Raw genomic sequence first — 25,452 nt, forward strand, 5'->3', positions numbered from 1 at the left:
GCCGCTACCTTTTGCACCATGTTCCTGTAAATACCTCTTCGGCAGGCCCTATCATGTAAACATGGTCGTCCGTTTCAGCCCATTCAATTTCAAGATCGCCGCCTTTCAAATGAACAAGCGCACGGCGATTCGTCCGTCCGGTAAGCGCGCCAGCCACCACCGTGGCGCACGCTCCCGTGCCGCAGGCAAACGTCTGCCCGCACCCACGCTCCCAGACACGCATCTCTACTTCCTGTGGGGACGTAACAGATACGAACTCAATGTTCGCTTTGTTCGGAAATAAGGAATGCTTTTCCAGAAGCGAACCCCATTTTTCCACATCAAAGTCCAAGGCATTATCAACGAAGATGACTGCGTGCGGATTCCCCATCGAGACCCCTGTAAAGGAAAATGTCTTGCCCTCCGCTTCAATCGGATGATCGATCACTTGCTCACGGTCAATCGCAACCGGAATGGAAGGCCCGTATAAAATCGGCGCACCCATATCAACTTTTACCAAGGAAACTTTTTCGTTCTCCACGGTTAACCATACGCGCTGAATCCCGGCAAGTGTCTCCACGGTGAGCGCTTCTTTTCGCGCAATCCCGTGGTCATACGCATACTTGGCTACACAGCGCACGGCATTGCCGCACTGTTCAGCTTCCGAACCGTCCGCATTGATAATGCGCATGCATACATCCGCCTTGTCTGACGGCAATACAAACACAAGTCCGTCCGCACCAATTCCAAAATGCCGGTCACACATCACACGAGCCATATCAGATGCATTCTCCGGCAAAGTCTCAAAATGGGCAACGATAATAAAATCGTTGCCCAACCCATTCATTTTCGTAAAATTCAACTCTCTCTCACCCTTCCCTGCTTGCCGGACTTTATACGCAGCAGGGAGAAACATCCTGTCGCAAACGTCGGTATTCCGGCCAGCAGTACAATAAATAACCATTCGTATGCCGTGAGCGCCACCGTGCCAAAAATCGGCTGTAGCACCGGCAAGTAAATCACCGGTAGCACCAGCAGTACGGAAGAGAGCACCGCCAGCACAAGGTATTTATTCTGCAGCGGATTACGGCTAAAAATTGAAATCTCGCTCCGGCAGTCAAACACGTGGATTAACTGTGCCATCACGAGCGTCGCAAACGCAATTGTCTGTGCCCGCGTAAGCTCGCCGGGATACGCTTCATACGCAATCCAGAACGCCGTAAGCGTTACAAGACCGATGAGCAGGCCGCGCGATACAATTTTCCAGGCCAGTCCACGCGCGAACACATTTTCATGCCGTGAGCGCGGAGGGCGCTTCATCGTCGCTTCTTCCGGTTGATCTACTCCAAGCGCCAAAGCTGGTAATCCATCCGTAACAAGATTGACCCAAAGAATCTGAATCGGAACGAGCGGCAAAGGCAATCCGGCCAGCATCGCAAAAAACATGACCATAATTTCCCCCACGTTAGAGGCGAGCAAATAGCGAATAAACTTGCGAATGTTGTCATAAATCGTGCGCCCTTCTTCAATCGCCGCCTCAATCGTGGCAAAATTGTCGTCGGCAAGCACCAAAGAAGCCGCTTCCTTCGTCACATCAGTTCCGGTAATCCCCATCGCGATTCCGATGTCGGCCGCTTTAATCGCAGGCGCATCGTTTACGCCGTCGCCTGTCATCGCCACAACATGCCCCCTCTTCTGAAGAGCCTTCACGATTCGAAGCTTGTGTTCCGGCGATACACGAGCGTAAACGTATACATTATCCACAATCGACTCGAACTCACTATCGGACATATTATATAAATCCTGTCCATTTAATGTCAACCCGCCCGGCGGCAAAATGCTGAGCTGGTCAGCGATCGCTTCCGCCGTTGTCTGATGATCGCCCGTAATCATCACTGTCTTGATTCCGGCCTGGCGGCAGCGGCGGATGGCCGCTTTCGCTTCCGGGCGCGGCGGATCAATCATTCCCACAAGACCGACGAGCACGAGGCCACGTTCTGCCATCTGCTCGTTACCCGGCGTCTCGCCCGCGCGCAAATCGCGATATGCAATCGCCAGCACGCGCAACGCCTGCCTGGCCAGCGTTTCGTTGGCGGAAATAATATGACGGCGCATTGTCGGCGTAAGCGGAGTCGGATGTCCCTTCCATAAAACATGCGTGCAGCGGCTTAGCAGTACATCGGGAGCCCCCTTGGCGACCAACATCCTTTTGTTGTATCGATCCTGTACGATGACGGACATCATCTTTCGGGTGGAATCGAACGGAAATTCGCGGACTCTCGTCCATGTTTCCTCCATCTTCGCGCGTGTAATATCCGCTTTTCCTGCCGCCACAAGCAATGCACCTTCCGTTGGATCGCCATTTACTACCCACTGCTCTTCCGTTTTCCTAAAAAGCCCTTTTCTTTCCTCCTGCTGATGCTCTAAATGCGCATTATTGCACAAAACGCCAAGCTGCAAAAGTTTATAAAGCGTTCCATGGGCCTGAGCCCGAACCTGCTGGTTGCCCGTAAAAAATTTTCCTTCTGGCTCATAGCCAGTGCCTGTTACTCCAATAATAGAGTTCTCCAGCCACACATGAGTTACCGTCATTTTATTCTGCGTCAAGGTTCCGGTTTTGTCCGAGCAAATCACGCTGGCGCTGCCGAGCGTTTCAACCGACGGAAGCTTGCGGACGATGGCACGACGCCTAATCATGCGTTGTACGCCCAGCGCGAGCGCTACCGTGACAATTGCGGGCAATCCTTCCGGAATCGCGGCGACAGCCAAACTAACCCCGGCAAGAAACATCTCATAAGCTTTCTGCCCATGAAAAATTCCGGCCGCTACTACAAGAGCAGTAAGCGTAAGTGCGACTGCGATAAGGATTTTTCCAAGCTGTTCCAACTTAGCCTGCAACGGTGTCTGGAGCGTTTCCGTCGTTTGTAGCAAATGGGCGATTTTCCCCATTTCCGTCATCATGCCCGTAGTGAGTACTACGGCATATCCTGTTCCGGCAGTGACCATCGTGCCCATAAACCCCATGTTGATTTGATCACCGAGCGGAATCGCTTCATGAGGCAATACCGTGCTTTTTTTCATAACTGGAACCGATTCGCCTGTCAGTGTGGATTCTTCCACATGCAAACCGTTTGCGGACAGAAAACGGACATCAGCCGGGATGCGGTCACCGCCTTCCAGATAAATAATATCACCTGGGACCAATTGTTTGGCAGGAATATGAACAAGTTGCCCGTCCCTTACGCAATATGCCATCGGAGCAGTCAATTCTTTCAGCGCAGATAACGAACGCTCCGCCCGGTACTCTTGAATAAAACCGAGAATACCGTTAATGATCACAATCGCAATAATGGTGATCGCATCCACATATTCGCCCAAGAAGCCAGAAATAAGCGTAGCAACAAGCAACACAAGCACCATAAAATCCTTGAATTGCCCGAGAAACATCATAAGCGGCGAAATTTTCTGCTTCTCCGCCAGCACGTTCGGCCCGATTGTCCGAAGCCGTAACTGCGCTTCTTCTTCGGTCAACCCTTGTTTTACATCCGTTTTGAGAGTGCGCGAAAGTTCCTCTTCTGAATAGCTAAACCAATAATGCTGCCCATTCATGCAGGTGCCTCCTTTGCTCCGATCCTTGTTTTTCAAACCTAATGTATTCTGACAAGCTGCAAAAAATGCTATCTGCATTGAACTTGATATATCGACTTCGCAACAATGGTATAAGAATGTAGATACGTCAAACTATATTTATCATAGATTTACCAACACGCGTGAAAAGTTTATAGTATAATCTACAATGTTAGTCTGCATCGTTTTTCCGCCGCATACATTTGTTTCTTTTGATATTTTGATCGTTGTGCAGCGGTAAGAGAAATAGGAAGGTGAGATAACCATGGCCTTTGACGGCATTGTGACGCGCGCGGTGGCCCACGAGCTGCATGAAAAGCTCGCCACCGGCCGCATTATGAAAGTCTATCAGCCGACCGATACGGATATTGTCATGCAAGTAAGAACACGATCTGGAAACGTCCGGGTTCTGCTTTCGGCAAGCCTGAGTTTTCCGCGTATACATATCACGAATATAAGCTACCAAAACCCGCTGGAAGCGCCGATGTTCTGCATGCTACTTCGCAAATACTGCGAAGGGGCTATTATTGAAGCCATCCGCCAAACGAATATGGAGCGCATCATCCATATTGACCTTAGAAGCCGCGACGAACTCGGAGATGAGCGGCCAAAGCGAATTGTGCTTGAAATCATGGGCCGCCACAGCAACTTAATTCTTATGGACCCTGAGAGCGGAATGATTCACGACGGGATCCACCATGTCACCCCCGCGGTCAGTCGTTATCGAGTTGTTCTGCCCGGACGTCCATATGTGGCTCCGCCACCACAAAACAAGCTTAACCCGCTCGCCGCGACAAAAGAAGACTTTATGCGCAAAATCCATTTTAATGAAGGGAAAATTTCCAAACAAATCGTCGGGGCTTTCGCGGGGATAAGCCCTCTGATCGCGGATGAAATCGTGCATCGTGCAGGACTTGCGACGCAGGATCGGCTATGGTCTGCTTTCTCGGAAACGCTGGAGCCGACCCGACGCCATTCCTATACACCCATGCTTATTCGCACGGATAAAAAAGAATATTTTTCCGTCATTCCTTTAACCCACTTACCAGCGAAAGAAAGCGAAACGTTCCCTACGGTTAGCGAATGTCTTGAAGCGTTCTACCAAGGCAAAGCGGAACGCGACACCGTCAAGCAGCGTATGCACGATTTAGTACGGTTTATCACCAATGAGAGGAACAAAAACGAGAAGAAGATCGAAAAATTACTAGAAACGAAACAGCAGGCGGAAAACGCGCGCAAATACCAGATATACGGTGAACTGATTACAGCAAATCTATACCAAATGACTAAAGGCCAAACGGAAGCAAAAGTGGTAAACTACTACGAGGAAGAGGCGCCCGAGATCACGATTCCGCTTGATCCGGCACTTACGCCAGCGGAGAACGCACAGGCGTATTTTAAGCGGTATACAAAAGCGAAGAATAGCCTCGCTGTCATCGATGAACAAATCGCCGCAGCGGAAGAGGAAGTACATTATCTGGATACCGTACTACAGCAAATTGAGAATGCAGGGCTTTTGGACATTGAAGAAATTCGCGAAGAACTGTCCGAACAGGGCTATCTGCGGAAGCGCCCGGAAAAAATGAAAAAAGGAAAGCCGAAAAAACCTGTGCTTGAACGTTATATCTCCAGTGAAGGCGTAGATATTTATGTAGGGAAAAACAACAAGCAAAACGATTATCTAACTAACCGGCTGGCCTCTCCAAACGACACATGGTTGCATACGAAAGACATTCCCGGTTCGCATGTGGTCATCCGCGGAACAGATTTCGGCGAAACGACGCTGTCGGAAGCAGCAACGCTTGCCGCTTATTACAGCAAGGCGCGTCATTCCAGCCAAGTTCCTGTCGATTATACACTTATACGTCATGTGAAAAAACCGAAAAGCGCCAAACCGGGATTTGTGATCTACGAGCAACAAAAAACACTATTTGTCACACCGGACGAAGAAGTTGTCCGCAAACTAATGAAAACGAAAACTACAACGTCTTGAGGAATGAAGTATGTCAAAGAACTCATTTTTAAAAGGCACGCTGATTCTAACCTTGGCAGCCGTCATTTCGCGCGTACTGGGCGTCGGCCAGCGCGTTCCGCTCCAGCATATTATGGGGAATGACGGGATGACGCTGTACACTATTTCCTACAATATTTATAGCATGCTGCTTATTATCGCCACGCTGGGCGTGCCGAGCGCCTTAAGCAAACAAATCTCGGAATATACGGCTATCGGCCAATATCACGAGGCGTATCAGACCTATAAAGCAGCCCGCAATTTTGCGCTTGTGACCGGTTTTGTCATGTTCGCATTGATGATGATCATCGCGCCATACTACGCCAAATATACGCTCGCACCGCAGGCGGAGCTGGCGATCCGCGCCATCGCTCCAGCGATGCTCCTCTTCCCGTTAATCGCGATCATGCGGGGATACTTCCAGGGGCTGCAGTTCATGCAACCGACCGGTCTGTCGCAAATTATGGAGCAAATTTTGCGCGTCATAACCGCAGTGGCGCTGCCGCTTGTGCTGCTTCATCTAGGCTATAACAAAGACGTGGCTGTCGCCGGCGCTTCATTCGGAGCTGTAACCGGCAGCATTGCCGCCTGCGGGGTCATGATCTATTTCTATAAAAAGCGACGCCCGGAACAAAAGCGTGAACTCGCCACGCAAAAAAGGTATAAAAAACTTACGTATCGGCAAATTTACAGCAAAATGCTCCGCCTGTCGCTGCCGATTACTCTATCAGCATTGGCGGTGCCGCTCATTTACTTTATTGATTCATCCACATCGCTGCGCCTGTTGACGCCGCAGGAAGAGCGCATTTCGTTCGCGGTCGGTCATAAAGAGGCAACCATCGGCAACAAAGAAATAATTCTGCCAGTGGCTCCTTACCTGCACAACAATAATACAACGATGGTGCCGCTTGAACCGGTAGCTGAAGCGATGGGCGGCAAAGTTACGTGGGATAAAAACAGAAAATACGCCTTCTATGAGCGAGGAAAAGTAAAAATAACGCTTACGTTGGGTGAAAATATCAAACTGGACAGCAAGTCACTCGGACCGTTCCAGTATGCGGAAAACACAAACATTCCGTGCGTGCCACTCCGTTTCTTTACCGAGCAGTTGCATACGTACAAGGAAGCGATGGACACGCTCGGCATTCTCGGTGGAAGCGCCCAGTCACTGGCAGGTCTGCCGATTATTCTCGCAATTGCGCTTAGTTCGTCTATTATTCCTGTTGTCTCGTCTGCGCACTCGCGCGATGACGAACGCGAAGTGCAACGCATGAGTTCAATGGCATTGCGTGTGGCGCTCATTACCGGGGTTCCAGCGGCTCTATATTTAACAGTAGCCGCATATCCAGTAAATGGATTTCTGTTCAGCAACACGGAGGAAACGTATTCAAAAGCGGCCTGGATTATCGGTTTTCTCTGCTTTGGAACAATCTTTCAAATTTTGATGATGACCTCGTCCGGCATTCTTCAGGGACTGGGGCGTACCGACCTGCCCATGCGCCATGTCGCGATCGGCATTCTCGTAAAATGGGGCGGCAACTATGCGCTGGCACCGCTGTTTGGGATTTATGGAATTATTGCGGCGACATCGTTGTGCTTCATTGTCGTTATGGCGCTGAATTTGCGTGCAATCAGTCAATATACTCGCCTGATTATTCTCGGCGAAAAGTGGCGCGGATTTTTGCTGTCATCTCTACTGCTTAGCGCCATTGGTCTCAGTATTGTATGGCTCGGACTCAAGGTACAACCGCTCATTCCAATGCCGGCATTTCTGTTCTTTGGTATTGAATCAGCTGTCATCGCCATTTTTAGCCTTGCCGGTTATGGTATCGCGCTGTTCTGGTTAAAGGGAATTGACGTGCAGGAAATCCGCTATTTCCCACGGGTAGCACAGAAAGCATATCACCTTCTGGCACGCTACCGGATTGTCCCAGAGTATACCGCTCCTGTAAATCAACAATCAAGTAGGAGGGGGTGACTAGCCCCCGCCCTCTCATCTATGAAAAAATGCAAGTCCTTCTCGAAAAAATATTTTAATGTACACCACCACTCGGAACTTGAACCCTAGAGATGACGCTCATGCCGGGCACACGCAAAAAAAGTGGACTTCCTTAAGCAGGATGTCCACGTACTGTTCTAAAACAAAAATGAGGCAGCCCCGCTAGGTTTGTCCAGCGAGGCTTCTCATTTATCTATGATAACGACGAAACATATAAGGTTAGCCTTTATACGCTGCGGGATTTTTGCGCCATGCATGGAGTGCCTCCAGTTGCTCGGGGCGGATGGCACCTTTTTCCTGAGCGACTTCGAGCAACGTCGTATAGTTGCTTAATGTTTCAAATGGAAAGCCAGCTTCCGCAAATGCCTGCTCCGCCTGTGGGAACTGATACGAAAAGATAGCGAGTACGCCGAGCACATTTCCACCCGCTTCTTTTACTGCCCTCGCCGCTTCAATCGAACTGCCACCAGTAGAAATTAAATCCTCAATCACAACCACTTTCGCACCCGGCTCTAATCTCCCCTCAATCTGGTTGCCTTTTCCATGTCCTTTCGGCTTAGAGCGTACGTATATCATCGGCAAATTTAATTGTTCTGCTGCCCAGGCCGCATGGGGAATGCCCGCCGTTGCCGTTCCGGCAATCACTTCCGTTTCCGGGTATCTCTCTTTAATAAGCGCGGCGAAAGAAAGACAGATCAAACGGCGCACTTCCGGATAAGACATCGTCAGCCGATTATCGCAATAAATAGGGCTTTTCATACCGGATGTCCACGTGAACGGCGCGTCTGGACGTAACGCCACCGCATCGATTTCAAGCAACTTTGCCGCGATTTGTTTTGCCGTATCTATATTCGTTTGCATATTGGTTCACTCCCTGTTTACTGTCTGTTGACTGTTTCTAAAATATTGAATAGCGCCTGCTTCGGATCCTGCGCCTGCGTAATTGCCCGACCGATGACGATATAATCAGACCCAAGACGAAAAGCTTCTTCCGGAGTCGTAATCCGGTGTTGATCCCCTGCGTCCGTACCCTTAGGACGGATTCCCGGAGTTACAGTCAGAAAAGATGGGCCGCACGCCTCCTTAATCAACGGTACTTCCTTCGGGGAAGCCACTACCCCATCCAATCCTGCCTCCTGAGCCAGCCGTGCATAGCGCACGACACAGTCTTCCACCGTACCGGCAATCCCTACCTCATTATTCATCATTTGCTCCGTTGTGCTTGTTAGTTGGGTAACACCAATAAGCAAGGGCCGCTTCTTTCCTGCCGGCGTTCCTTTTTCCAATCCTTCCCGGGCTGCTTCCATCATTTTGCGGCCCCCTGCCACATGCACGTTCACCATATCCACACCAAGTCCCACAACGCTTTGCATCGCGCCTTTAGCCGTGTTTGGAATATCATGCACCTTTATATCAAGAAACACGGAATGGCCTTTTTCTTTGATTTGCCGTACATAGTCCGGACCTTCCGCATAATAAAGCTGCATGCCAATTTTTACATATACACCTGTACCTGCAAGCGACTGCAAGCAGCCATTCGCTTCTGCGGCACTCGGAAAATCAAGCGCCACCATAATCCGTCCGTTCCTGCTATTCATCGTTTCCACCCCGCTCCCGTTAATTCAGAAATCGACCCCACGTCGAATTCGTCCAGCTTCCTTTCTAGTTCATCAATGATCGTCGGGCAAATATACGGATCGACGAAGTTTGCCGTACCGACCGCAACAGCCGACGCGCCCGCCATGAAGAACTCAATCACATCATCCGCCGATTGAATGCCCCCCATACCGATAATCGGGATCTTTACCTGCTGGCTTACTTCGTAAATCATGCGAATCGCTACCGGCTTAATCGCCGGGCCAGACAATCCGCCGGAGCCGTTGGCCAGAACAGGTCGGCGGGTTTTTAGGTCAATACGCATGCCAAGCAGCGTGTTAATCATACTTAACCCATCCGCGCCAGCCGCTTCCACCGCCTTCGCAATCGTCACCACATCTGTCACATTCGGCGATAGCTTAACAAATACAGGAACTTTGCTTACTTTCTTAATCGCCGCCGTAAGCTGTGCGGCAATGTCCGGGTCTGTACCGAATGTAATCCCGCCACATTTCACGTTCGGGCAGGAAATGTTTAGCTCAATTCCTGCTACATTTGGAACTTCGCTTACCCTTTCCGCCACCTGCACATAGTCTTCCATTACCGTGCCTGCGACATTGACAATGACAGGCAGCTCTGTAAACTGTTCCAGCCACGGCAACTCATGCGCAATGACATCTTCCAATCCTGGGTTTTGTAAGCCGATTGCATTCAGCATACCGCCCGGCGTTTCTGCCACACGCGGCGTCGGGTTACCTTGGCGCTCTTCTACAGTCGTAGCCTTAACAGCGATTGCGCCAAGCCGATTCAAATCATAAAACTGCGCATATTCGCGGCCAAAGCCAAAGCAACCGGACGCTGGCATAACCGGGTTTTTCATGTGAATGCCCGCAATGGTAACCGCTAAACGGTTCGTTCTCGAAGCTGTCATGACAACCGCACCTCCCCAAGCGGAAAGACCGGGCCATCGGAACAGATTTTGCGGTATTTCCTGCCTTCTCCTTTTTCCTGTACCGGGCATACGCACGCGAGACACGCACCGACACCGCACCCCATCCGCTGTTCAAGCGAAATGTAACCTTCCTTGCCAGCTGGCTGGTATTTATCCTGCAATGCACGCAACATGGGAAGCGGTCCGCACGAGTACAGCACGTCCCAATCACTCATACCCAAACCATATTCACCTGTCAGCACATCTGTAACGAGCCCTTGGACTCCTGCCGTACCGTCAATCGTAACGACATGCACATCGCCCAGTTCCGCCAACTCCCTTTCTAAAAATACCTGCGAAGCAGTGCCAAAACCGATGACGGACGTAATGCGTACGCCGCATTGTTTCAGCTGTTTGCCAAGATAATAAAGCGGAGGAACCCCGATACCGCCGCCAACCAAAAGCGCATGCTCGCCCGCTTGACGTCCTTCCACAGGAAACCCTTCGCCCAATGGCCCAAGAATGTCAAGCGGCTGTCCAGGCACGTATTCGCTCAATACACGCGTGCCGTGCCCTTCCACCCGGTAAATCATCGTCAGTCTCTTTTTGTCCGTGTCCACATTGCAAATACTGATAGGACGGCGCAGCAGCGGATCGATGCCAGCGCCGCATTTTACGTGAACGAACTGGCCAGGCCGCGTCATGCGGCCCGCCAATTCCCCTTCCACTTCCATACGAAAAATCCGCTCTGCTATCTGTTCATTGGACACAACGCTCAGCACGCCTTTATCCATGCACGTATGCCTCCTTCGACTGCGGCGCTTCAAACCCTGGCATGGATTCCGCTGTAAACGTAATCGCTTCAAGCACTTTCAGAAGGGCGCGTGCAGTGTCAAGCGATGTCAAACATACGACGCCATTCTCCACTGATTCGCGGCGGATGCGGAACCCGTCCCGCTCCGGCGTTTTGCCTTTCGTCAGCGTGTTAATGACGAAGCTTGCTTCACCTTTGCGGATGATATCGAGCATATTTGGCGAAGCCTCATTCACCTTGCGAACGCGGGTTACGCGCATGCCCTCCGCTTCAAGGAATTTGGCCGTTCCCTCTGTCGCCAGCAGCTTAAATCCGAGTCGGTTAAAGCCTTTGATAAGGTCTTTCGCTTCTTCCTTGTCTTTATCGGCAATGGTCACTAGGAGTGAGCCGTGTGTCGGAATGCTCATGCCGGATGCAAGCAAACCTTTGTAAAGCGCTTTGGCCAGCGTTTTGTCGCGGCCCATGACTTCGCCCGTAGACTTCATTTCCGGTCCGAGCGTCGTGTCAACGCGACGCAGCTTAGCGAACGAGAACACCGGCACTTTTACGGATACGTGTTCCGTTTCTTTTTGATAGCCAGGCTCATAACCCAATTCCGGAATGGTAGCCCCGAGAATCACTTTGGTTGCAATGTTCGCCATCGGAATGTTTGTGATTTTGCTCAAGAACGGTACGGTACGGGAAGAACGCGGGTTTACTTCCAGCACGTACGCTTTGTTTTTATGGATAACAAACTGAATGTTCAACAGCCCTTTGATATGCAAACCGCGCGCGATGCGAGTCGTCATATCGACTAATTCGTCTTTTAGCGACTGTGAAATGGTCTGCGTCGGGTATACGGCAATCGAGTCGCCAGAATGGACGCCGGCCCGCTCGATATGTTCCATAATTCCCGGAATTAACACGTTTTCGCCGTCGCTAATAGCATCTACTTCTACTTCTGCCCCCATCAAATACGTATCCACAAGCACCGGGTGTTCGGGATTCACTTTTACGGCTTCGCGCATATATGTCAACAATTCCTGCTCGTTGTACACAATCTCCATTGCTCGGCCGCCCAGCACGTATGACGGACGAACAAGCACCGGATAACCGAGAGATGCCGCTGCTTCGACAGCCGCTTCGATGGATGTTACCGTTTGACCCGGCGGCTGCGCGATGTCCAGCGAACGCAACAGCTTTTCAAACTTTTCGCGGTCTTCCGCCGCATCAATGCTGGCAAGGTCGGTACCGAGAATTTTTACACCTGCTTTTTCCAGTCCTGCTGCCAAATTAATCGCAGTCTGCCCGCCGAACTGCACAATGACGCCTTCCGGCTTTTCTTTTTCAATAATGTGCAGCACGTCCTCAATATAGAGTGGCTCAAAATACAGACGATCAGATGTGCTGAAGTCAGTCGATACCGTTTCCGGATTGTTATTAATAATCACGGCTTCATAGCCCATTTCTTTGAGCGCCCATACAGCGTGAACGGTTGAGTAGTCAAACTCAATTCCCTGTCCGATGCGGATCGGGCCGGAGCCGAGTACGATTACGCGCGGTTTGCCTGAATCGACGCGTTCGTCTTCCTCTTCATATGTAGAATAGTAGTACGGTGTGGCCGCTTCAAATTCGGCCGCGCAGGTATCAACCATTTTATATACAGGCACGATGCCTGCTTCTTTGCGTTTTGCTTCAATGTCCGCAACCGGAATACCGGTTACTTCCGCAATGCGGCGATCAGTAAAGCCCATGCGCTTCGCCTGGCGCAGCATGTCGGAACTAAGCGCGCCTTCTTTTGCCGCTTCTGCCATTTCTGTTTCAAAGCGCACAATATTTTTGAACTTCGCCAAGAAGAAGGGATCGATTTTCGTCCATTCATGAATTTTCTGTTCGGTTATACCGCGGCGCAAACCTTCCATAACGAGGAACAAACGCTCGTCGTCTGCCTTTATAAGGCGGCGCTCCAGTTCTTCTTGACTAAGCTCTTTCGCCTCTGGCAAATCCAGGCTGTGCAAGCCAATCTCGAGCGAACGCACGGCTTTGTGGAGCGATTCTTCAAACGTGCGCCCAATCGCCATAACTTCGCCTGTTGCCTTCATCTGTGTGCCCAGTTTCCGGTTGGCCGAAGTAAACTTATCGAATGGCCAGCGCGGAATTTTTGTTACGATATAGTCGAGCGTGGGTTCAAAGCAAGCGTAAGTTTGCTGAGTCACCGGATTTTTCAGTTCATCAAGCGTGTAACCAACCGCGATTTTGGCAGCCATTTTCGCAATCGGATAACCGGTCGCTTTGGATGCCAGTGCAGAAGAACGGCTTACGCGCGGATTGACTTCAATAACGTAATATTGGAAGCTGTCCGGATCGAGCGCCAGCTGTACATTACAGCCTCCCTGAATATTCAAAGCGCGGATGATCTTGAGGGACGCAGAACGCAGCATATGATACTCGCGATCCGAAAGGGTTTGGCTCGGTGCTACAACGATACTGTCGCCGGTATGGATCCCAACCGGATCAACGTTTTCCATGTTACATACGACAATCGCATTGTCATTCGCGTCGCGCATGACTTCGTACTCAATTTCCTTAAAACCGGCAATGCTTTTTTCGACAAGACACTGGTGAATCGGGCTGTATTTTAGACCGCTTGCTACGATTTCGCGCAATTCTTCCTCATTGGATGCAATGCCGCCACCGGTTCCGCCGAGCGTATAGGCCGGACGCACAATAATCGGATAGCCGATTTCCTCGGCAAACGCAAGCGCCTCCTCCACTGTATGAATGATATCGCTCGGTGGAACCGGTTCGCCGATCTCCTGCATCAGGGCGCGGAACTGTTCCCGGTCTTCCGCTTTCTTGATCGCTTCAAGATTCGTGCCTAAAAGCGTTACATTTTCCTCTTCTAAAATGCCTGCTTCATGCAGTTCCATGGCGAGATTCAGGCCGGTTTGTCCGCCGAGCGTGGCAAGTAGACCGTCCGGCTTCTCCTGACGGATAATGCGCGCGAGAAAGCCTTTCGTCAGTGGTTCGATATAGACTTTGTCCGCCATGTTCGTGTCAGTCATAATGGTGGCCGGGTTGCTGTTGACCAGAATGACTTCAAATCCCTCTTCTTTCAGCGCCTGACAAGCCTGCGTTCCGGCATAGTCGAATTCAGCGGCCTGGCCGATGACAATAGGGCCTGATCCAATTACAAGAATTTTCTTGATGTTATCGAGTCGCGGCATAATTCTTCTCCTCCTTTGTGAATTTGGCAACTTGCTCTAAGAAACGGTCAAACAGATAATCGGAATCATATGGTCCTGGTGCAGCTTCCGGATGGTACTGTACGGAAAATGCCGGATATTTTTTATGTGTAAGGCCTTCTACCGTACCGTCATTGAGCGCGATGTGACTAATTTCCAAATCAGTGTCTGTCAATGATTCCTTGCTAACCGCATAGCCATGGTTTTGGGACGTAATATAGGTGCGTCCGGTCGCTAACTCTTTCACCGGGTGGTTGCCGCCGCGATGGCCAAACTTCATTTTATGCGTATCAGCGCCGCACGCCAGCGCGAGCAGTTGATGGCCGAGACAGATGCCGAACAGCGGATATTCACCCAGAATCTCCTGAATCATGCGAATCGCTTCCGGAACGTTTTTCGGATCTCCCGGTCCATTGGACAGCATAATACCATCCGGACGAATGCGGCGGATTTCGTCTGCGGTCACATTATACGGCACCACGATAACGTCGCAGCCCCGTTTGATCAGCTCGCGTAAAATACCGTATTTGGCTCCGAAATCTACAAGCACGATTTTAGAACCACGTCCTGGTGCAGCAAACATATTCTTGGTAGATACGCGGGCCACCTGGTCTTCCATCAGCGGCGCTTTTAGCTTCTCCAATAAGGATTCTACCGGCTCATCCGAGGTAGTAATGAGCCCTTTCAGCGTGCCATGCTGGCGGATAATACGAGTTAACTTGCGCGTATCGACTTCTTCGATGCCCGGAATATTGTATTCTTTCAGCAGCGAATCAACCGTTTGCTCGCTGCGCCAATTGCTGTGAACCTCGCAGTGCTCCCGGACAACGAAACCATGCACGAACGGCCTCATCGTTTCAAAATCATCGCGGTTTATGCCATAATTTCCGATTAAAGGATATGTCATTGTCACGATTTGCCCGCAATACGATGGGTCTGACAGCACTTCCTGATAGCCGGTGATCCCGGTGTTAAAGACGACCTCGCCCAGCGATTCTCCCTGTGCCCCAAACGATTTGCCAGTAAATACTGTTCCATCTTCCAATACAAGTCTTGCTTGTTTTTTCATTATTGTCTCGCTCCTTCGCTGTTCATCTCTTCCGCTTGCCACACGATACGGCCTTCTAGCATGGTCAGCACCGGCCAACCTTTTAACTTCCAGCCAGTAAACGGTGTATTGCGCCCTTTGCTCGCGAATGTTTCCGGATTCACTTCTTTTTCCGTTTCTAAGTCAATTACCGCAATATCGGCGCTCTTGCCTTCCTCCAGCGCACCCCACGGCAGGTTAAATACTTCCGCAGGAACGCGGGTCATCCGATCCACAATTTCCTGTAAGGTAAATTCGCCTGTCAATACTAGCTTCGTATATAAAAGCGGGAATGCAGTCTCCAAGCCAACGATGCCGAACGGTGCCAGTTCAATGCCACGCCCTTTTTCCTCTGCTGTATGTGGTGCGTGATCCGTTACAATCATGTCAATCGTGCCGTCCTTTAATCCTTGGAGCAACGCTTGACGGTCACGTCGTGAACGAAGCGGCGGGTTCATCTTGTAGTTAGCATCCGGACCTGGAATATCCTCGTCGCACAGCAGCAAATGGTGCGGGCAAACTTCCGCGGTTACGCGCACGCCCCGCTGTTTCGCCTCACGAACAAGCCGCACTGATTCGGCTGTGCTGATATGGCATACATGGTAGTGTGCCCCCGTCGCCTCTGCCAGCAAGATATCACGTCCGACATGAATCGACTCCGCCTCAGATGGAATGCCTTTCAAACCATGCTTTTCACTGAACACACCCTCATGCACGCAGCCGCCTTCCACAAGACTATCATCCTCACAATGTGCCACAACCGGCAGCCCAAGGGAGGTAGCTACTTTCATCGCATCTTTCATCATTTTGCTGGATTGTACGCCTACACCATCGTCTGACACTGCGATAACCCCTGCTTCTTTCAACGCGGCCATATCTGTCAATTCTTGGCCCAGTTCACGAACAGTAATCGCCCCCATCGGCAGCACCCTGGCGCTTCCTTCCTCTTTTGCTTTCTGCAGAATCAACCGAACCGTCTCGGGAGTGTCAATCACGGGACGCGTGTTCGGCATGCAAGCAACGGTCGTGAAACCGCCTCGCGCCGCGGACGCTGTTCCGGTAGCAATGGTTTCTTTTGCTTCAAAACCCGGTTCCCGCAAATGTACATGCATATCTATAAAACCGGGGACAATCAGTTTACCCGCCGCATCTAACACTTCGTGACCTGCTTCCTCTATGCTGTCGGCAATTCGTGACACGTTCGTTCCTTCGATAAGAATATCTTTCTTTACTAGCTTTCCATCTACAAGTATTTGACCGTTGCATAAAATGGTACCCATTGTTCTCCTCCTGCCCTAGAATCAAATTTGATTTATAAAAAAAGCTTCTTACCCATTTTTCTTGGTAAGAAGCCTTGTTATATACACACTGAGAAGCGAGGCCCGGTTTCTCTAAGTGTCCGGTCTGAAGCCGGGCACGAAGCCTTTTCTCCATATGCAGTATACATCATGGCATCCTTACCAGACTCACAGGACTGTTTTAAAGGATGATTATGATGCCTGTTTATGCAATTGTTCCTCTTTTGTTTTCCCAAAAGCGACCTCTTTGCCGGGCAACACCGCATGCAGGAAAATACCAAGGAACGTTGCCATTGCAATGTTGTCGATCGTAAGGTTCGCGATGAAGGTGCTAAATGTTACTTCATGGAAGTCCATTTTAAATCCTCCGATTCCGGTTACGAGCACAATGGCCGAGATAACCATATTCCGCTTATGGGAGAAATCGATGTTGTGCTCTACATACATTCGCATCCCCTGCGCCGCGATAATGCCGAACAATACAATCGTTACACCGCCTAATACCGGTTTCGGAATCGTCATCAGGAACGCGCCGATTTTTCCAATGAACGCGAACAGGATAGCAAAGCAGGCGGCTCCGGCAATAACCACGCGGCTGTATACTTTAGTTAACGCAAGAACGCCCATGTTTTCGCCGTAGGTTGTGCTCGGTGGTCCACCAAGGAACGATGCGACTATCACCGCTACCCCATCTCCCGCAAGCGAGCGGTGCAAGCCCGGGTCGCGCATCAAATCACGGTTCATAATGTTGGCTGTTACGAGCAGGTGGCCAATGTGCTCAGCCAGCGTGACAAACGCCACCGGTGCGATTACGAGCGCGGCCAGCAAGGCGCCCGGAGAAGCAAATGCGTCCAATACCTGACCTGTTATGAAATGCTCGTTCACCCACATGCCTGGGCTAATAAACCAGGGCGTTTCCTTGATTTTCGCAAAATCAATCCATTCTGGATGGCGAACCGCCGCGTACGCATAGCCGACGATCATTCCGGTTAACACCGGGAGCACCGATAAAAATCCGCGGAAGAAAATCGTCGCCACAACCGTAGCTGCCAGCGTAACAAACGCCACTTCCACCGCTCCGAGGGAGTAGGCCGGCTTCGCCGGATCGCTTAGCGGGTCATTTAGCGCCCAGCCAACCGCCACGCCGGATACGCTAAGGCCAATTACAACGATAATCGATGCAATAACAACAGGCGGCAACAAACGATTGAGCCAATGAACGCCCGTCCATTTGACAATGGCTGCCACAATTAAATATACGAGACCGGCCATAAAGCAGCCGAGCATTGCAGTGCCGACACCGTGACTGTGGCTTACCGTAAGAATTGGGCCAATAAACGCGAACGAGGAACCAAGATAGTTCGGCAGCTTGCCTTTAGTAATGAGCAGGAACAGAAGCGTTCCAATTCCGCTCGTAAGAAGCGCCACCGATACGTCAAGCCCGGTCAAAAGGGGCACCAGAACGGTTGAGCCAAACATCGCAAACAGGTGCTGCAAGCTTAGCGGAACTACTTTTTGCAGCGCCGGTATCTCATGCACATCAACATAATCCTTTTTTATCATTGAATTTCTTCTCCTTCCTTATCAGCCTCACGGAGCTGAGTTAAAGGTCACTGTTCTTTTTTCTGTGCTCTGTTACTTTTTAAATTTTTCACGAATCGTTACGCATTCGCGGTTATCAATTTCAGCCAGTTCAACAACGATAATCTCTTCCTTCGATGTCGGCACGTTTTTTCCCACATAGTCCGGGCGGATAGGAAGTTCGCGATGTCCTCTGTCGACTAACACGGCCAGTTGAATCATTTGCGGTCTTCCAATATCCATCAACGCGTCCAGCGCTGCCCGTACCGTCCGGCCTGTAAACAACACATCATCTACGAGGATGACTTTTTTACCAGTAATATCAACCTCAATCTTGCTGCCTCTGATCGTCGGCTGTTCTTGTTTATGCGTAAGGTCATCGCGATACAGCGTGATATCCAGCTCACCGACCGGGATCGTCTGTCCTTCGATTTGCTGAATACGGGCTGCAAGCCGCCTCGCCAGATAAATCCCACGCGTGCGAATGCCAACCAACACACAATTTTCTATACCTTTGTTGCGCTCGATAATTTCATGGGCGATACGGGTCAACGCCCGCCGCATCGCAGCCTCATCTAGAAGCACGTTTTTTTCTTTCCATTCGCTCGTCATTGTCACGCTTCTCTCCTTCACAAACGTACCTTTATTTTATCCATAAAATAAAACCCCGACACAAAAAAAGCTTTCTGCGGGCGGCAGAAAGCTTTTTTGTGCTCGACAAAGAATGAGTGAGCGCACAACTCCCCATCCCTATGCCAAACCTATTCGTTCTCCTTGCCAGCCTCACAGGACTGATTTAAAGGTTCCTTTGTAGTTAAAAGAAGTATGACACGAAAACGGGAATATGTCAACTACTTTTTAGAAATAAGGTAAACTCGTGGATTTTTCACTGCTCCATAAACGCTCCAAATCTTAAGCGCTTCAAAATTTGTTCCATATCATCCGGCAATGCAGCATGAAATTCTAGGTACTCTTCGGTCGAAGGATGAGTAAATCCGAGCGTTTTCGCGTGCAACGCTTGCCCCTCAATCTTAAAGAAGCTCTTGGGTCCGTACTTTGGATCGCCGACCAACGGATGGCCAATGTATTTCATATGCACACGAATCTGGTGCGTGCGCCCGGTCTCCAGTTTCAATTCGACAAGCGTATGCTCTTTAAAACGCTCCAGCACGACGAAATGCGAAACCGCCGGCTTGCTATACTCAAATACAACCGCCATTTGCTGGCGATTTTTCGGATCACGGCCAATGGGCGCATCAATGGTTCCTTTATCGTGCGAAATCACACCGTGCACGAGCGCTACGTAGCGGCGCGTCACCGTGTGATCTTTCAGTTGACGCGCCAGCGATTCGTGCGCTTTATCATTTTTTGCCACCATCAGTAAGCCGGATGTATCTTTGTCGATCCGGTGTACGATTCCGGGACGAAGTACCCCATTAATGCCGGATAAATCTTGGCAATGGTAAAGCAGCGCGTTTACCAGCGTGCCGGAGTAATGACCCGGTGCCGGATGTACGACCAGCCCACGCGGCTTATTTACCACAATGACATCGCTGTCTTCGTACACAATATCCAGCGGAATGTTTTCCGGCTCAATGTTCAATTCTCTTGCCGGCGGCACGTGCAGTACGACTTCATCATCTTCCTGTAACCGATAATTTCCTTTGACCGACTTTCCATTAACGAAAAGCAATCCGTCTTTAATCCAGCCCTGCAATTGGCTGCGAGACCAATCATCCTGCACAGAAGCCAAAAATTTATCTACGCGCTCGCCTGCATCCTCCGGCTCGATAATCCAATCATGCCGTTCATAACGTTCTTCGTTATTCATACGTTTTACCCCGTTCATTCATAAGTAGCTCCCGCAGCGCGTCTATCATAAACAGACCTACCCCAATCACAATCACTGAATCGGCAACATTAAAAATCGGAAAATGAATCAATGTAAAATCAAAGAAATCCACAACCTCCCCGGTTAGCAACCGGTCATAAAAGTTGCCGGCCGCGCCGCCCAAAATAAGCGCCAGCGCCCAGGAAACAAGCGTGCTTTCTTTCACCATTTTCCGCAAATACCACACGATCCCGACAATGACAACCAGGGTAATGATGATAAAAAAGGCGCGCTGGTTTTGAAGGATACCAAACGCTGCCCCTTTGTTCCGGTGCGAAGTAAGATGAAACACACCCTCCCACAGGGGGATAGACTGGCCGATTTCCATATAAGTTACAACCAGCCATTTCGTGAAGCGATCAACAAGAAAAACCAGCAGCGCAATCACATAATAATAAATCAACAGCCTTCCTCCCGGTTATGCGTTTACTTCCTGTTTAACTACCGTTGCACAGCGTACGCACAGCGTTGGATGGTCAGCATCATGTCCTACTTCCGGCGTAATCACCCAGCAACGCTCGCATTTTTCGCCTTCCGCAGGCGTTACGACAACCGCGAGACCTTCCAGCTGCACAGCATTTTCCGGGGCCACTTCGGAAGAGGAGTGAAGCGTCACATGCGATACAATGAACAGTTCTTTCAAATGCTCGTCCGCGCCTTTAAGCGCTTTTTCCACCTCTTCGCCTGGATAAATCGCGACGGATGCAGCCAGCGATTGACCGATGACTTTCTCGCGACGTGCCTCTTCAAGAGCCTTCAGCACTTCATCACGAATTTCCACAAGGCGATCCCACTTCGCTTCCAGCGCCTCATCGCTCCTTTCACTCCGCGCTTCCGGCATATCGGTCAGCTGTACGCTTTCCGCGTCAGTTCCCGGAATGTACTTCCACACTTCGTCCGCCGTATGCGGGATAATCGGTGCTACAAGACGCACAAGAGCCAGCAGAATGTCATACATCACAGTTTGCGCGGAGCGCCGGCGAAGCGATTTCTCCCCGTCCGCGTACAAGCGGTCTTTCGAGATATCCAGATAGAAGGAACTTAGCTCGATCGAGCAGAAGTTGTGAATCACATGGTATACCGTATGGAATTGATACTCCTCATACGCTTTACGCACTTTTTCGATGACCTTCTGGGTTTTAGCTATCATATAACGGTCAAGCTCTTCCAGTTGTTCATAAGGCACACGGTCTGCGGCCGGATCGAAGCCTTCCAAGTTACCAAGCAGAAAACGGAATGTGTTGCGGATTTTACGGTACGCTTCGGCAATTTGTTTGAGAATAGCGTCCGAAATGCGCACGTCCGCCTGATAGTCTACAGAAGCAACCCACAGACGGAGAATGTCTGCACCCAACTGATCCATAATCTTCTGCGGCACAATCACGTTCCCGAGCGATTTGGACATTTTCCGTCCCTCGCCGTCCAGCGTAAAACCATGGCTCAATACCGCTTTGTATGGTGCCCGTCCATACACAGCCACAGCGGTGGACAAAGACGAGTTAAACCAGCCGCGGTACTGGTCAGAACCTTCCAGATACAAGTCCGCCGGCCACACCAGTTCTTCCCGTTCGCGCAACACTGCTTCGTGGCTAGAACCTGAGTCAAACCATACGTCCATAATGTCTGTTTCTTTACGGAAGTGCTTGCCGCCGCATTTCGGGCAAACGGTGCCTTCCGGCATCAACTCTTCTACATCTTTTGCGAACCAAACGGAAGAACCTTCCTTACGGAACAGTTCGGAAATATGATGAATCGTATCGTCATTCACCAGCGGCTCATTACAATCGCGGCAGTAAAAAATCGGAATCGGCACGCCCCAGACACGCTGGCGGGAGATACACCAGTCACTGCGGTCCGCGATCATATTATGCAAACGCTGCTCGCCCCAATGCGGTATCCATTTCACATCTTTAATCGCCTGAAGCATCTGCTCGCGGAACCCGTCAATGGACGCAAACCATTGCTCGGTCGCCCGGAAAATAACCGGCTGTTTGGAACGCCAGTCGTGCGGATACGAGTGAGTAATAAAGCCCATATGAAGCAGCGCACCCGCTTCTTTTAACTTCTCAGTAACCAGCTTGTTGGCATCATCGTAGAATACGCCTTCGAATCCCGGCGCTTCTTTGGTCATCATCCCTTTTTCGTCCACAGGGCAGAGTACATCTAGCCCATACTTCTGGCCAAGCATAAAGTCGTCTTCCCCGTGGCCGGGCGCGGTATGAACGCAGCCTGTACCAGCATCGAGCGTAACGTGTTCACCTAACAGCACTGGTGATGTGCGATCATAGAACGGATGGCGACATACGACGCCTTCCAGCTCCGCTCCTTTGTATATAGCGGTCACCTCGTACTGTTCCCAACCGATCGTCTGCGCTACATTTTCAAGCAGTCCGGATGCGACGAGAAACTTGTCGGCTCCTACTTTCACAAGCGAATATTCCAGTTCTGGATGAACCGCAATTGCCAGGTTAGCCGGAATCGTCCACGGTGTGGTTGTCCAGATAACGACTTTATCGCCTTCTGCCAGTTTGCCCTTGCCGTCCGTCACAGAAAACGCGACATAAATGGATGCAGAGCGTTTGTCCTTGTATTCGATTTCCGCTTCCGCCAGCGCCGTTTCCGAAGACGGAGACCAATATACGGCTTTTAATCCTTTATAAATATAGCCCTTTTTCGCCATTTCACCAAAGATTTTAATCTGGCGGGCCTCATATTCTGGCTTCAGCGTAATATACGGGTTGTCCCAATCGCCGCGCACACCGAGACGTTTGAACTGTTCTTTCTGCTTATCCACGTACTTGTACGCGTACTCGGCACAACGCTCACGGAACTCGACGACGCCCACTTTATGCCGATCAATTTTCTCGTTTTTGATAATGGCATGCTCAATCGGCAGTCCATGCGTGTCCCAGCCCGGCACATACGGTGCGTCAAATCCCAGCATCGATTTCGAGCGCACAATAAAGTCTTTCAGCACTTTATTCAATGCGTGTCCGATATGGATATCACCATTCGCGTACGGCGGTCCGTCATGTAGGATAAACTTAGGCCGGCCTTTGGTGCGTGCCTGCACTTTCTCATACATTTTGTTTTCTTCCCACCATGCCTGCATTTCAGGTTCGCGTGTTGGCAGGTTTCCCCGCATCGGGAAATCGGTTTTTGGAAGCTTCAATGTTTTACTGTAATCCATCCTCGTTTCATCTCCTACAGTATAATCATCGCAAAATAGCCTTCCCAGCCCATGCAAACGGGACGAGAAGGCTACGCTATCCCTCATAAAAATCTGGTATATTCTAAGAATTATAGACCAATCAATGCCCTAACGTCAACCGACAGAGTTTTCACATGTTGCTGCTTATTCTGTCATATTTTTCGCAAGGTCTTCTTCAATTTTTTCGAAGTCTTCCCAATCGCCGTTGTCCAGCATTTCAAGCTGCGCTTCCAAGATGGAGCGGAAACGCATGCGATATACGGAAGCGCGACGCTTTAGCTCATCGATTTCGGAAACAAGCTTGCGGGACTTCGCCAACGCCTCGTTAATCAAGCGATCTGCGTTCTTTTCCGCTTCTTTAATAATGAGCTGCGCTTCTTTGCGCGCGTTTGCCTTCAGCTCGTCCGCCGCTTCCTGAGCCATAACGAGCGATTTTTTGAGCGTCTCTTCGATGTTGGAGAACTGGGACAACCTCTCGTTCAACGTAGCCACGCGCTCTTCAAGCTGGCGTTTTTCCTTTAGCAAAATATCAAACTCTTTGATAATTTGATCAAGAAATTCATTGACTTGGTCTTCGTCATACCCGCGAAACACGCGGCTGAATTCCTTATTATGAATATCCAGTGGTGTAAGCGACACGACAGTGCACCTCCCATAAATCTAAAAAGCAAAACATAGAATCAGTCAAATACAACAACTTCCATTTTAATGCGGCCTTTTTTTGTTTCTCCGCCAATAGAAGTTACTTTAAAGCGGCCAAAACCTTTAAACGAAACAATGTCCCCTTCTTCCAGATAAAAAGACGGATCGTTTATTTCACGAAAATTCACCTTCACCCGTCCGTTTTGGATCGGAGCGACCACTTTGGCCCGGGACAAGCGGTATACATCTCCAACTACCGCATCCAGTCGGGGGGATTGTACGGTAAACGACAACGGATGAAACGACTGCTCAGGTACAGAAATCCCCTCAAGTGGAACCTCCTCCACTGTTACACGAACACGGTGAACCTGATTCATATATAAACGCACGTAACCAGCAATTTCTTCCGCCACCAAAAGCTGTGCGCCATCAGTATGAACAAGTATATCTCCAAATTTTTCCCGCTTTATACCTAACCCAATCAGAGCGCCTAAATAATCCCGATGTTCCAGCGTCAAAAAACGATTTGTCCCTTTGACCTGAAGCAGGGCTAACCCAAACTCTTCCCGCGATGGTTCCACATATTCAGGGTAAAAAAGGCCTCTTACTCGCTCCGCCTTTTCGTATCCGCCATATGTTTCAAAATATACGCCCGCTTCTCGGTTCGCAATCGATCTCGCAATAAATGCTTGACGCGGATCAAGAAAATCGGTGCGGAGCACCTGATACCGAGCGCGAACGCGCTCGGTCCATTCCAGCACCCGCTCCACGAACGGATGCTCATCCCGCCGAAAGTGCTGGTATATGCTCATCTAGTTACACCAGCGACATCAGGATGCTGATAAGCCCGATCTGGGCGAAATATAGCGCAAACAGCGCCACAATCGGCGAAATGTCAATCATGCCAAGCGGCGGGATAAAGCGGCGGAAAATTTGCAGATACGGCTCCACTAGCCGTCCCAACATTTCACCAAAAGATGTTTCGCGTACCTGGGGAATCCAAGACATTACAATATAAATAATAATCATATAATAGTATACATTGAATCCAAAATGGATCAGGCTGATAATTTGCGCCATTTCCTCACCTCGACTACTTTAACCTCTATCATCATATATCATTTCCGTAATATTTCCTTGTACTTCCATATGTTCAGGTAAGCACAAAAACGTCTTGTGTCCAACCCGTTGAATGCTGCCGTTAATAGCGTACACCGTACCGCTTAAAAAGTCGATAATCCGCTTTGCCTGTTCGCCCGGTACACGCTGCAAATTGATGACAACGGCGCGTCTGGAGCATAGGTGATCCGCAATCTCCTGTACTTCTTCATAAGATTTCGGTTCAACCAGCATGACACGGGGCGCCTGCTCTTTTACGGCGTGCAGGCTGACGACGTTATTCATCTGGCGGTTTTTGCGCGGCTTTACATACGCCTCTTCCTCTTCATACTCCTCCGCCTCATCGATAATTTCTTCATACACTTCTGCCTCGCCCCCAAGCCCGAAAAACTCCTTAATCTTGCTAACGACGCCCATGTTCATCGCTCTCCTTACCTAAATA

Annotated in this window: 20 protein-coding genes; 2 read left to right on the plus strand and 18 right to left on the minus strand. The window is 50.2% G+C overall.

Annotation, left to right across the window (positions count from 1 at the left end; translation table 11 throughout):
- Positions 1-4: 4 nt before the first annotated feature.
- The gene (dapF, locus tag K3F53_RS11975) at positions 5-841 is read right to left on the minus strand and encodes a diaminopimelate epimerase (RefSeq protein ID WP_057898340.1); all 837 of its coding nucleotides are present in this window, start codon (positions 839-841) and stop codon (positions 5-7) included.
- Positions 838-3,588, minus strand: coding sequence for a calcium-translocating P-type ATPase, SERCA-type (locus tag K3F53_RS11980; RefSeq protein ID WP_057898339.1), 2,751 nt, complete (start codon positions 3,586-3,588; stop codon positions 838-840). The genes dapF and K3F53_RS11980 overlap by 4 nt, the downstream gene beginning before the upstream one ends.
- A 283-nt stretch (positions 3,589-3,871) precedes the next feature.
- Between K3F53_RS11980 and K3F53_RS11985 the strand changes: the two genes are divergently transcribed.
- Complete coding sequence (locus K3F53_RS11985) at positions 3,872-5,599, plus strand: Rqc2 family fibronectin-binding protein (protein ID WP_057898338.1); 1,728 nt, start codon at positions 3,872-3,874, stop codon at positions 5,597-5,599.
- A 10-nt stretch (positions 5,600-5,609) separates the two neighbouring features.
- A complete protein-coding gene (locus K3F53_RS11990) occupies positions 5,610-7,595 on the plus strand; it encodes an oligosaccharide flippase family protein (RefSeq protein ID WP_057898337.1) in 1,986 nt (661 codons plus the stop codon).
- Between the two features lie 240 nt (positions 7,596-7,835).
- Here K3F53_RS11990 and pyrE read toward each other — a convergent pair whose 3' ends face one another.
- The 16 genes from pyrE to K3F53_RS12070 all read right to left on the minus strand — a co-directional run bounded on the left by pyrE (position 7,836) and on the right by K3F53_RS12070 (position 25,427).
- Positions 7,836-8,477, minus strand: coding sequence for an orotate phosphoribosyltransferase (gene pyrE / locus K3F53_RS11995; protein ID WP_057898336.1), 642 nt, complete (start codon positions 8,475-8,477; stop codon positions 7,836-7,838).
- 17 nt (positions 8,478-8,494) lie between these two features.
- Entirely contained in the window at positions 8,495-9,214 is a 720-nt protein-coding gene (pyrF, locus tag K3F53_RS12000) for an orotidine-5'-phosphate decarboxylase (RefSeq protein ID WP_057898335.1), read from the minus strand.
- Positions 9,211-10,143, minus strand: a complete 933-nt coding sequence (locus K3F53_RS12005; protein WP_220559006.1) for a dihydroorotate dehydrogenase — start codon at positions 10,141-10,143, stop codon at positions 9,211-9,213. The genes pyrF and K3F53_RS12005 overlap by 4 nt, the downstream gene beginning before the upstream one ends.
- Entirely contained in the window at positions 10,140-10,937 is a 798-nt protein-coding gene (locus K3F53_RS12010) for a dihydroorotate dehydrogenase electron transfer subunit (RefSeq protein WP_220559007.1), read from the minus strand. The genes K3F53_RS12005 and K3F53_RS12010 overlap by 4 nt, the downstream gene beginning before the upstream one ends.
- Positions 10,930-14,163, minus strand: coding sequence for a carbamoyl-phosphate synthase large subunit (gene carB / locus K3F53_RS12015; RefSeq protein WP_057898332.1), 3,234 nt, complete (start codon positions 14,161-14,163; stop codon positions 10,930-10,932). The genes K3F53_RS12010 and carB overlap by 8 nt, the downstream gene beginning before the upstream one ends.
- The gene (locus K3F53_RS12020) at positions 14,147-15,250 is read right to left on the minus strand and encodes a carbamoyl phosphate synthase small subunit (RefSeq protein ID WP_220559008.1); all 1,104 of its coding nucleotides are present in this window, start codon (positions 15,248-15,250) and stop codon (positions 14,147-14,149) included. The genes carB and K3F53_RS12020 overlap by 17 nt, the downstream gene beginning before the upstream one ends.
- Positions 15,250-16,548 (minus strand): dihydroorotase, encoded by a 1,299-nt coding sequence (locus K3F53_RS12025; RefSeq protein ID WP_057898330.1) that lies wholly within the window; start codon positions 16,546-16,548, stop codon positions 15,250-15,252. Before K3F53_RS12025 ends, K3F53_RS12020 begins: the two co-directional genes overlap by 1 nt.
- A gap of 210 nt (positions 16,549-16,758) precedes the next feature.
- Complete coding sequence (locus tag K3F53_RS12030) at positions 16,759-18,129, minus strand: uracil-xanthine permease family protein (protein ID WP_220559009.1); 1,371 nt, start codon at positions 18,127-18,129, stop codon at positions 16,759-16,761.
- A gap of 72 nt (positions 18,130-18,201) precedes the next feature.
- A complete protein-coding gene (gene pyrR / locus K3F53_RS12035) occupies positions 18,202-18,759 on the minus strand; it encodes a bifunctional pyr operon transcriptional regulator/uracil phosphoribosyltransferase PyrR (RefSeq protein WP_057898328.1) in 558 nt (185 codons plus the stop codon).
- A 274-nt stretch (positions 18,760-19,033) separates the two neighbouring features.
- On the minus strand, positions 19,034-19,978 hold the full coding sequence (locus K3F53_RS12040) for an RluA family pseudouridine synthase (RefSeq protein ID WP_220560916.1): 945 nt from the start codon (positions 19,976-19,978) through the stop codon (positions 19,034-19,036).
- Positions 19,971-20,438, minus strand: coding sequence for a signal peptidase II (gene lspA, locus K3F53_RS12045; protein ID WP_057900278.1), 468 nt, complete (start codon positions 20,436-20,438; stop codon positions 19,971-19,973). Before lspA ends, K3F53_RS12040 begins: the two co-directional genes overlap by 8 nt.
- 18 nt (positions 20,439-20,456) lie before the next feature.
- Positions 20,457-23,228 (minus strand): isoleucine--tRNA ligase, encoded by a 2,772-nt coding sequence (gene ileS, locus K3F53_RS12050; RefSeq protein WP_220559010.1) that lies wholly within the window; start codon positions 23,226-23,228, stop codon positions 20,457-20,459.
- A gap of 165 nt (positions 23,229-23,393) precedes the next feature.
- A complete protein-coding gene (locus K3F53_RS12055) occupies positions 23,394-23,888 on the minus strand; it encodes a DivIVA domain-containing protein (RefSeq protein ID WP_057898326.1) in 495 nt (164 codons plus the stop codon).
- 41 nt (positions 23,889-23,929) lie between these two features.
- Positions 23,930-24,703 carry a YlmH family RNA-binding protein gene (locus K3F53_RS12060; protein WP_057898325.1) on the minus strand — a complete coding sequence of 258 codons (774 nt, stop codon included), beginning with the start codon at positions 24,701-24,703 and terminating at the stop codon, positions 23,930-23,932.
- A 4-nt stretch (positions 24,704-24,707) separates the two neighbouring features.
- Positions 24,708-24,971, minus strand: a complete 264-nt coding sequence (locus K3F53_RS12065) for a YggT family protein (RefSeq protein ID WP_057898324.1) — start codon at positions 24,969-24,971, stop codon at positions 24,708-24,710.
- An 18-nt stretch (positions 24,972-24,989) separates the two neighbouring features.
- On the minus strand, positions 24,990-25,427 hold the full coding sequence (locus tag K3F53_RS12070; protein WP_057898323.1) for a cell division protein SepF: 438 nt from the start codon (positions 25,425-25,427) through the stop codon (positions 24,990-24,992).
- Between the last annotated feature and the right edge of the window lie 25 nt (positions 25,428-25,452).

The organism is Aneurinibacillus thermoaerophilus (assembly GCF_019603355.1).
Lineage (GTDB): Bacteria > Bacillota > Bacilli > Aneurinibacillales > Aneurinibacillaceae > Aneurinibacillus > Aneurinibacillus thermoaerophilus.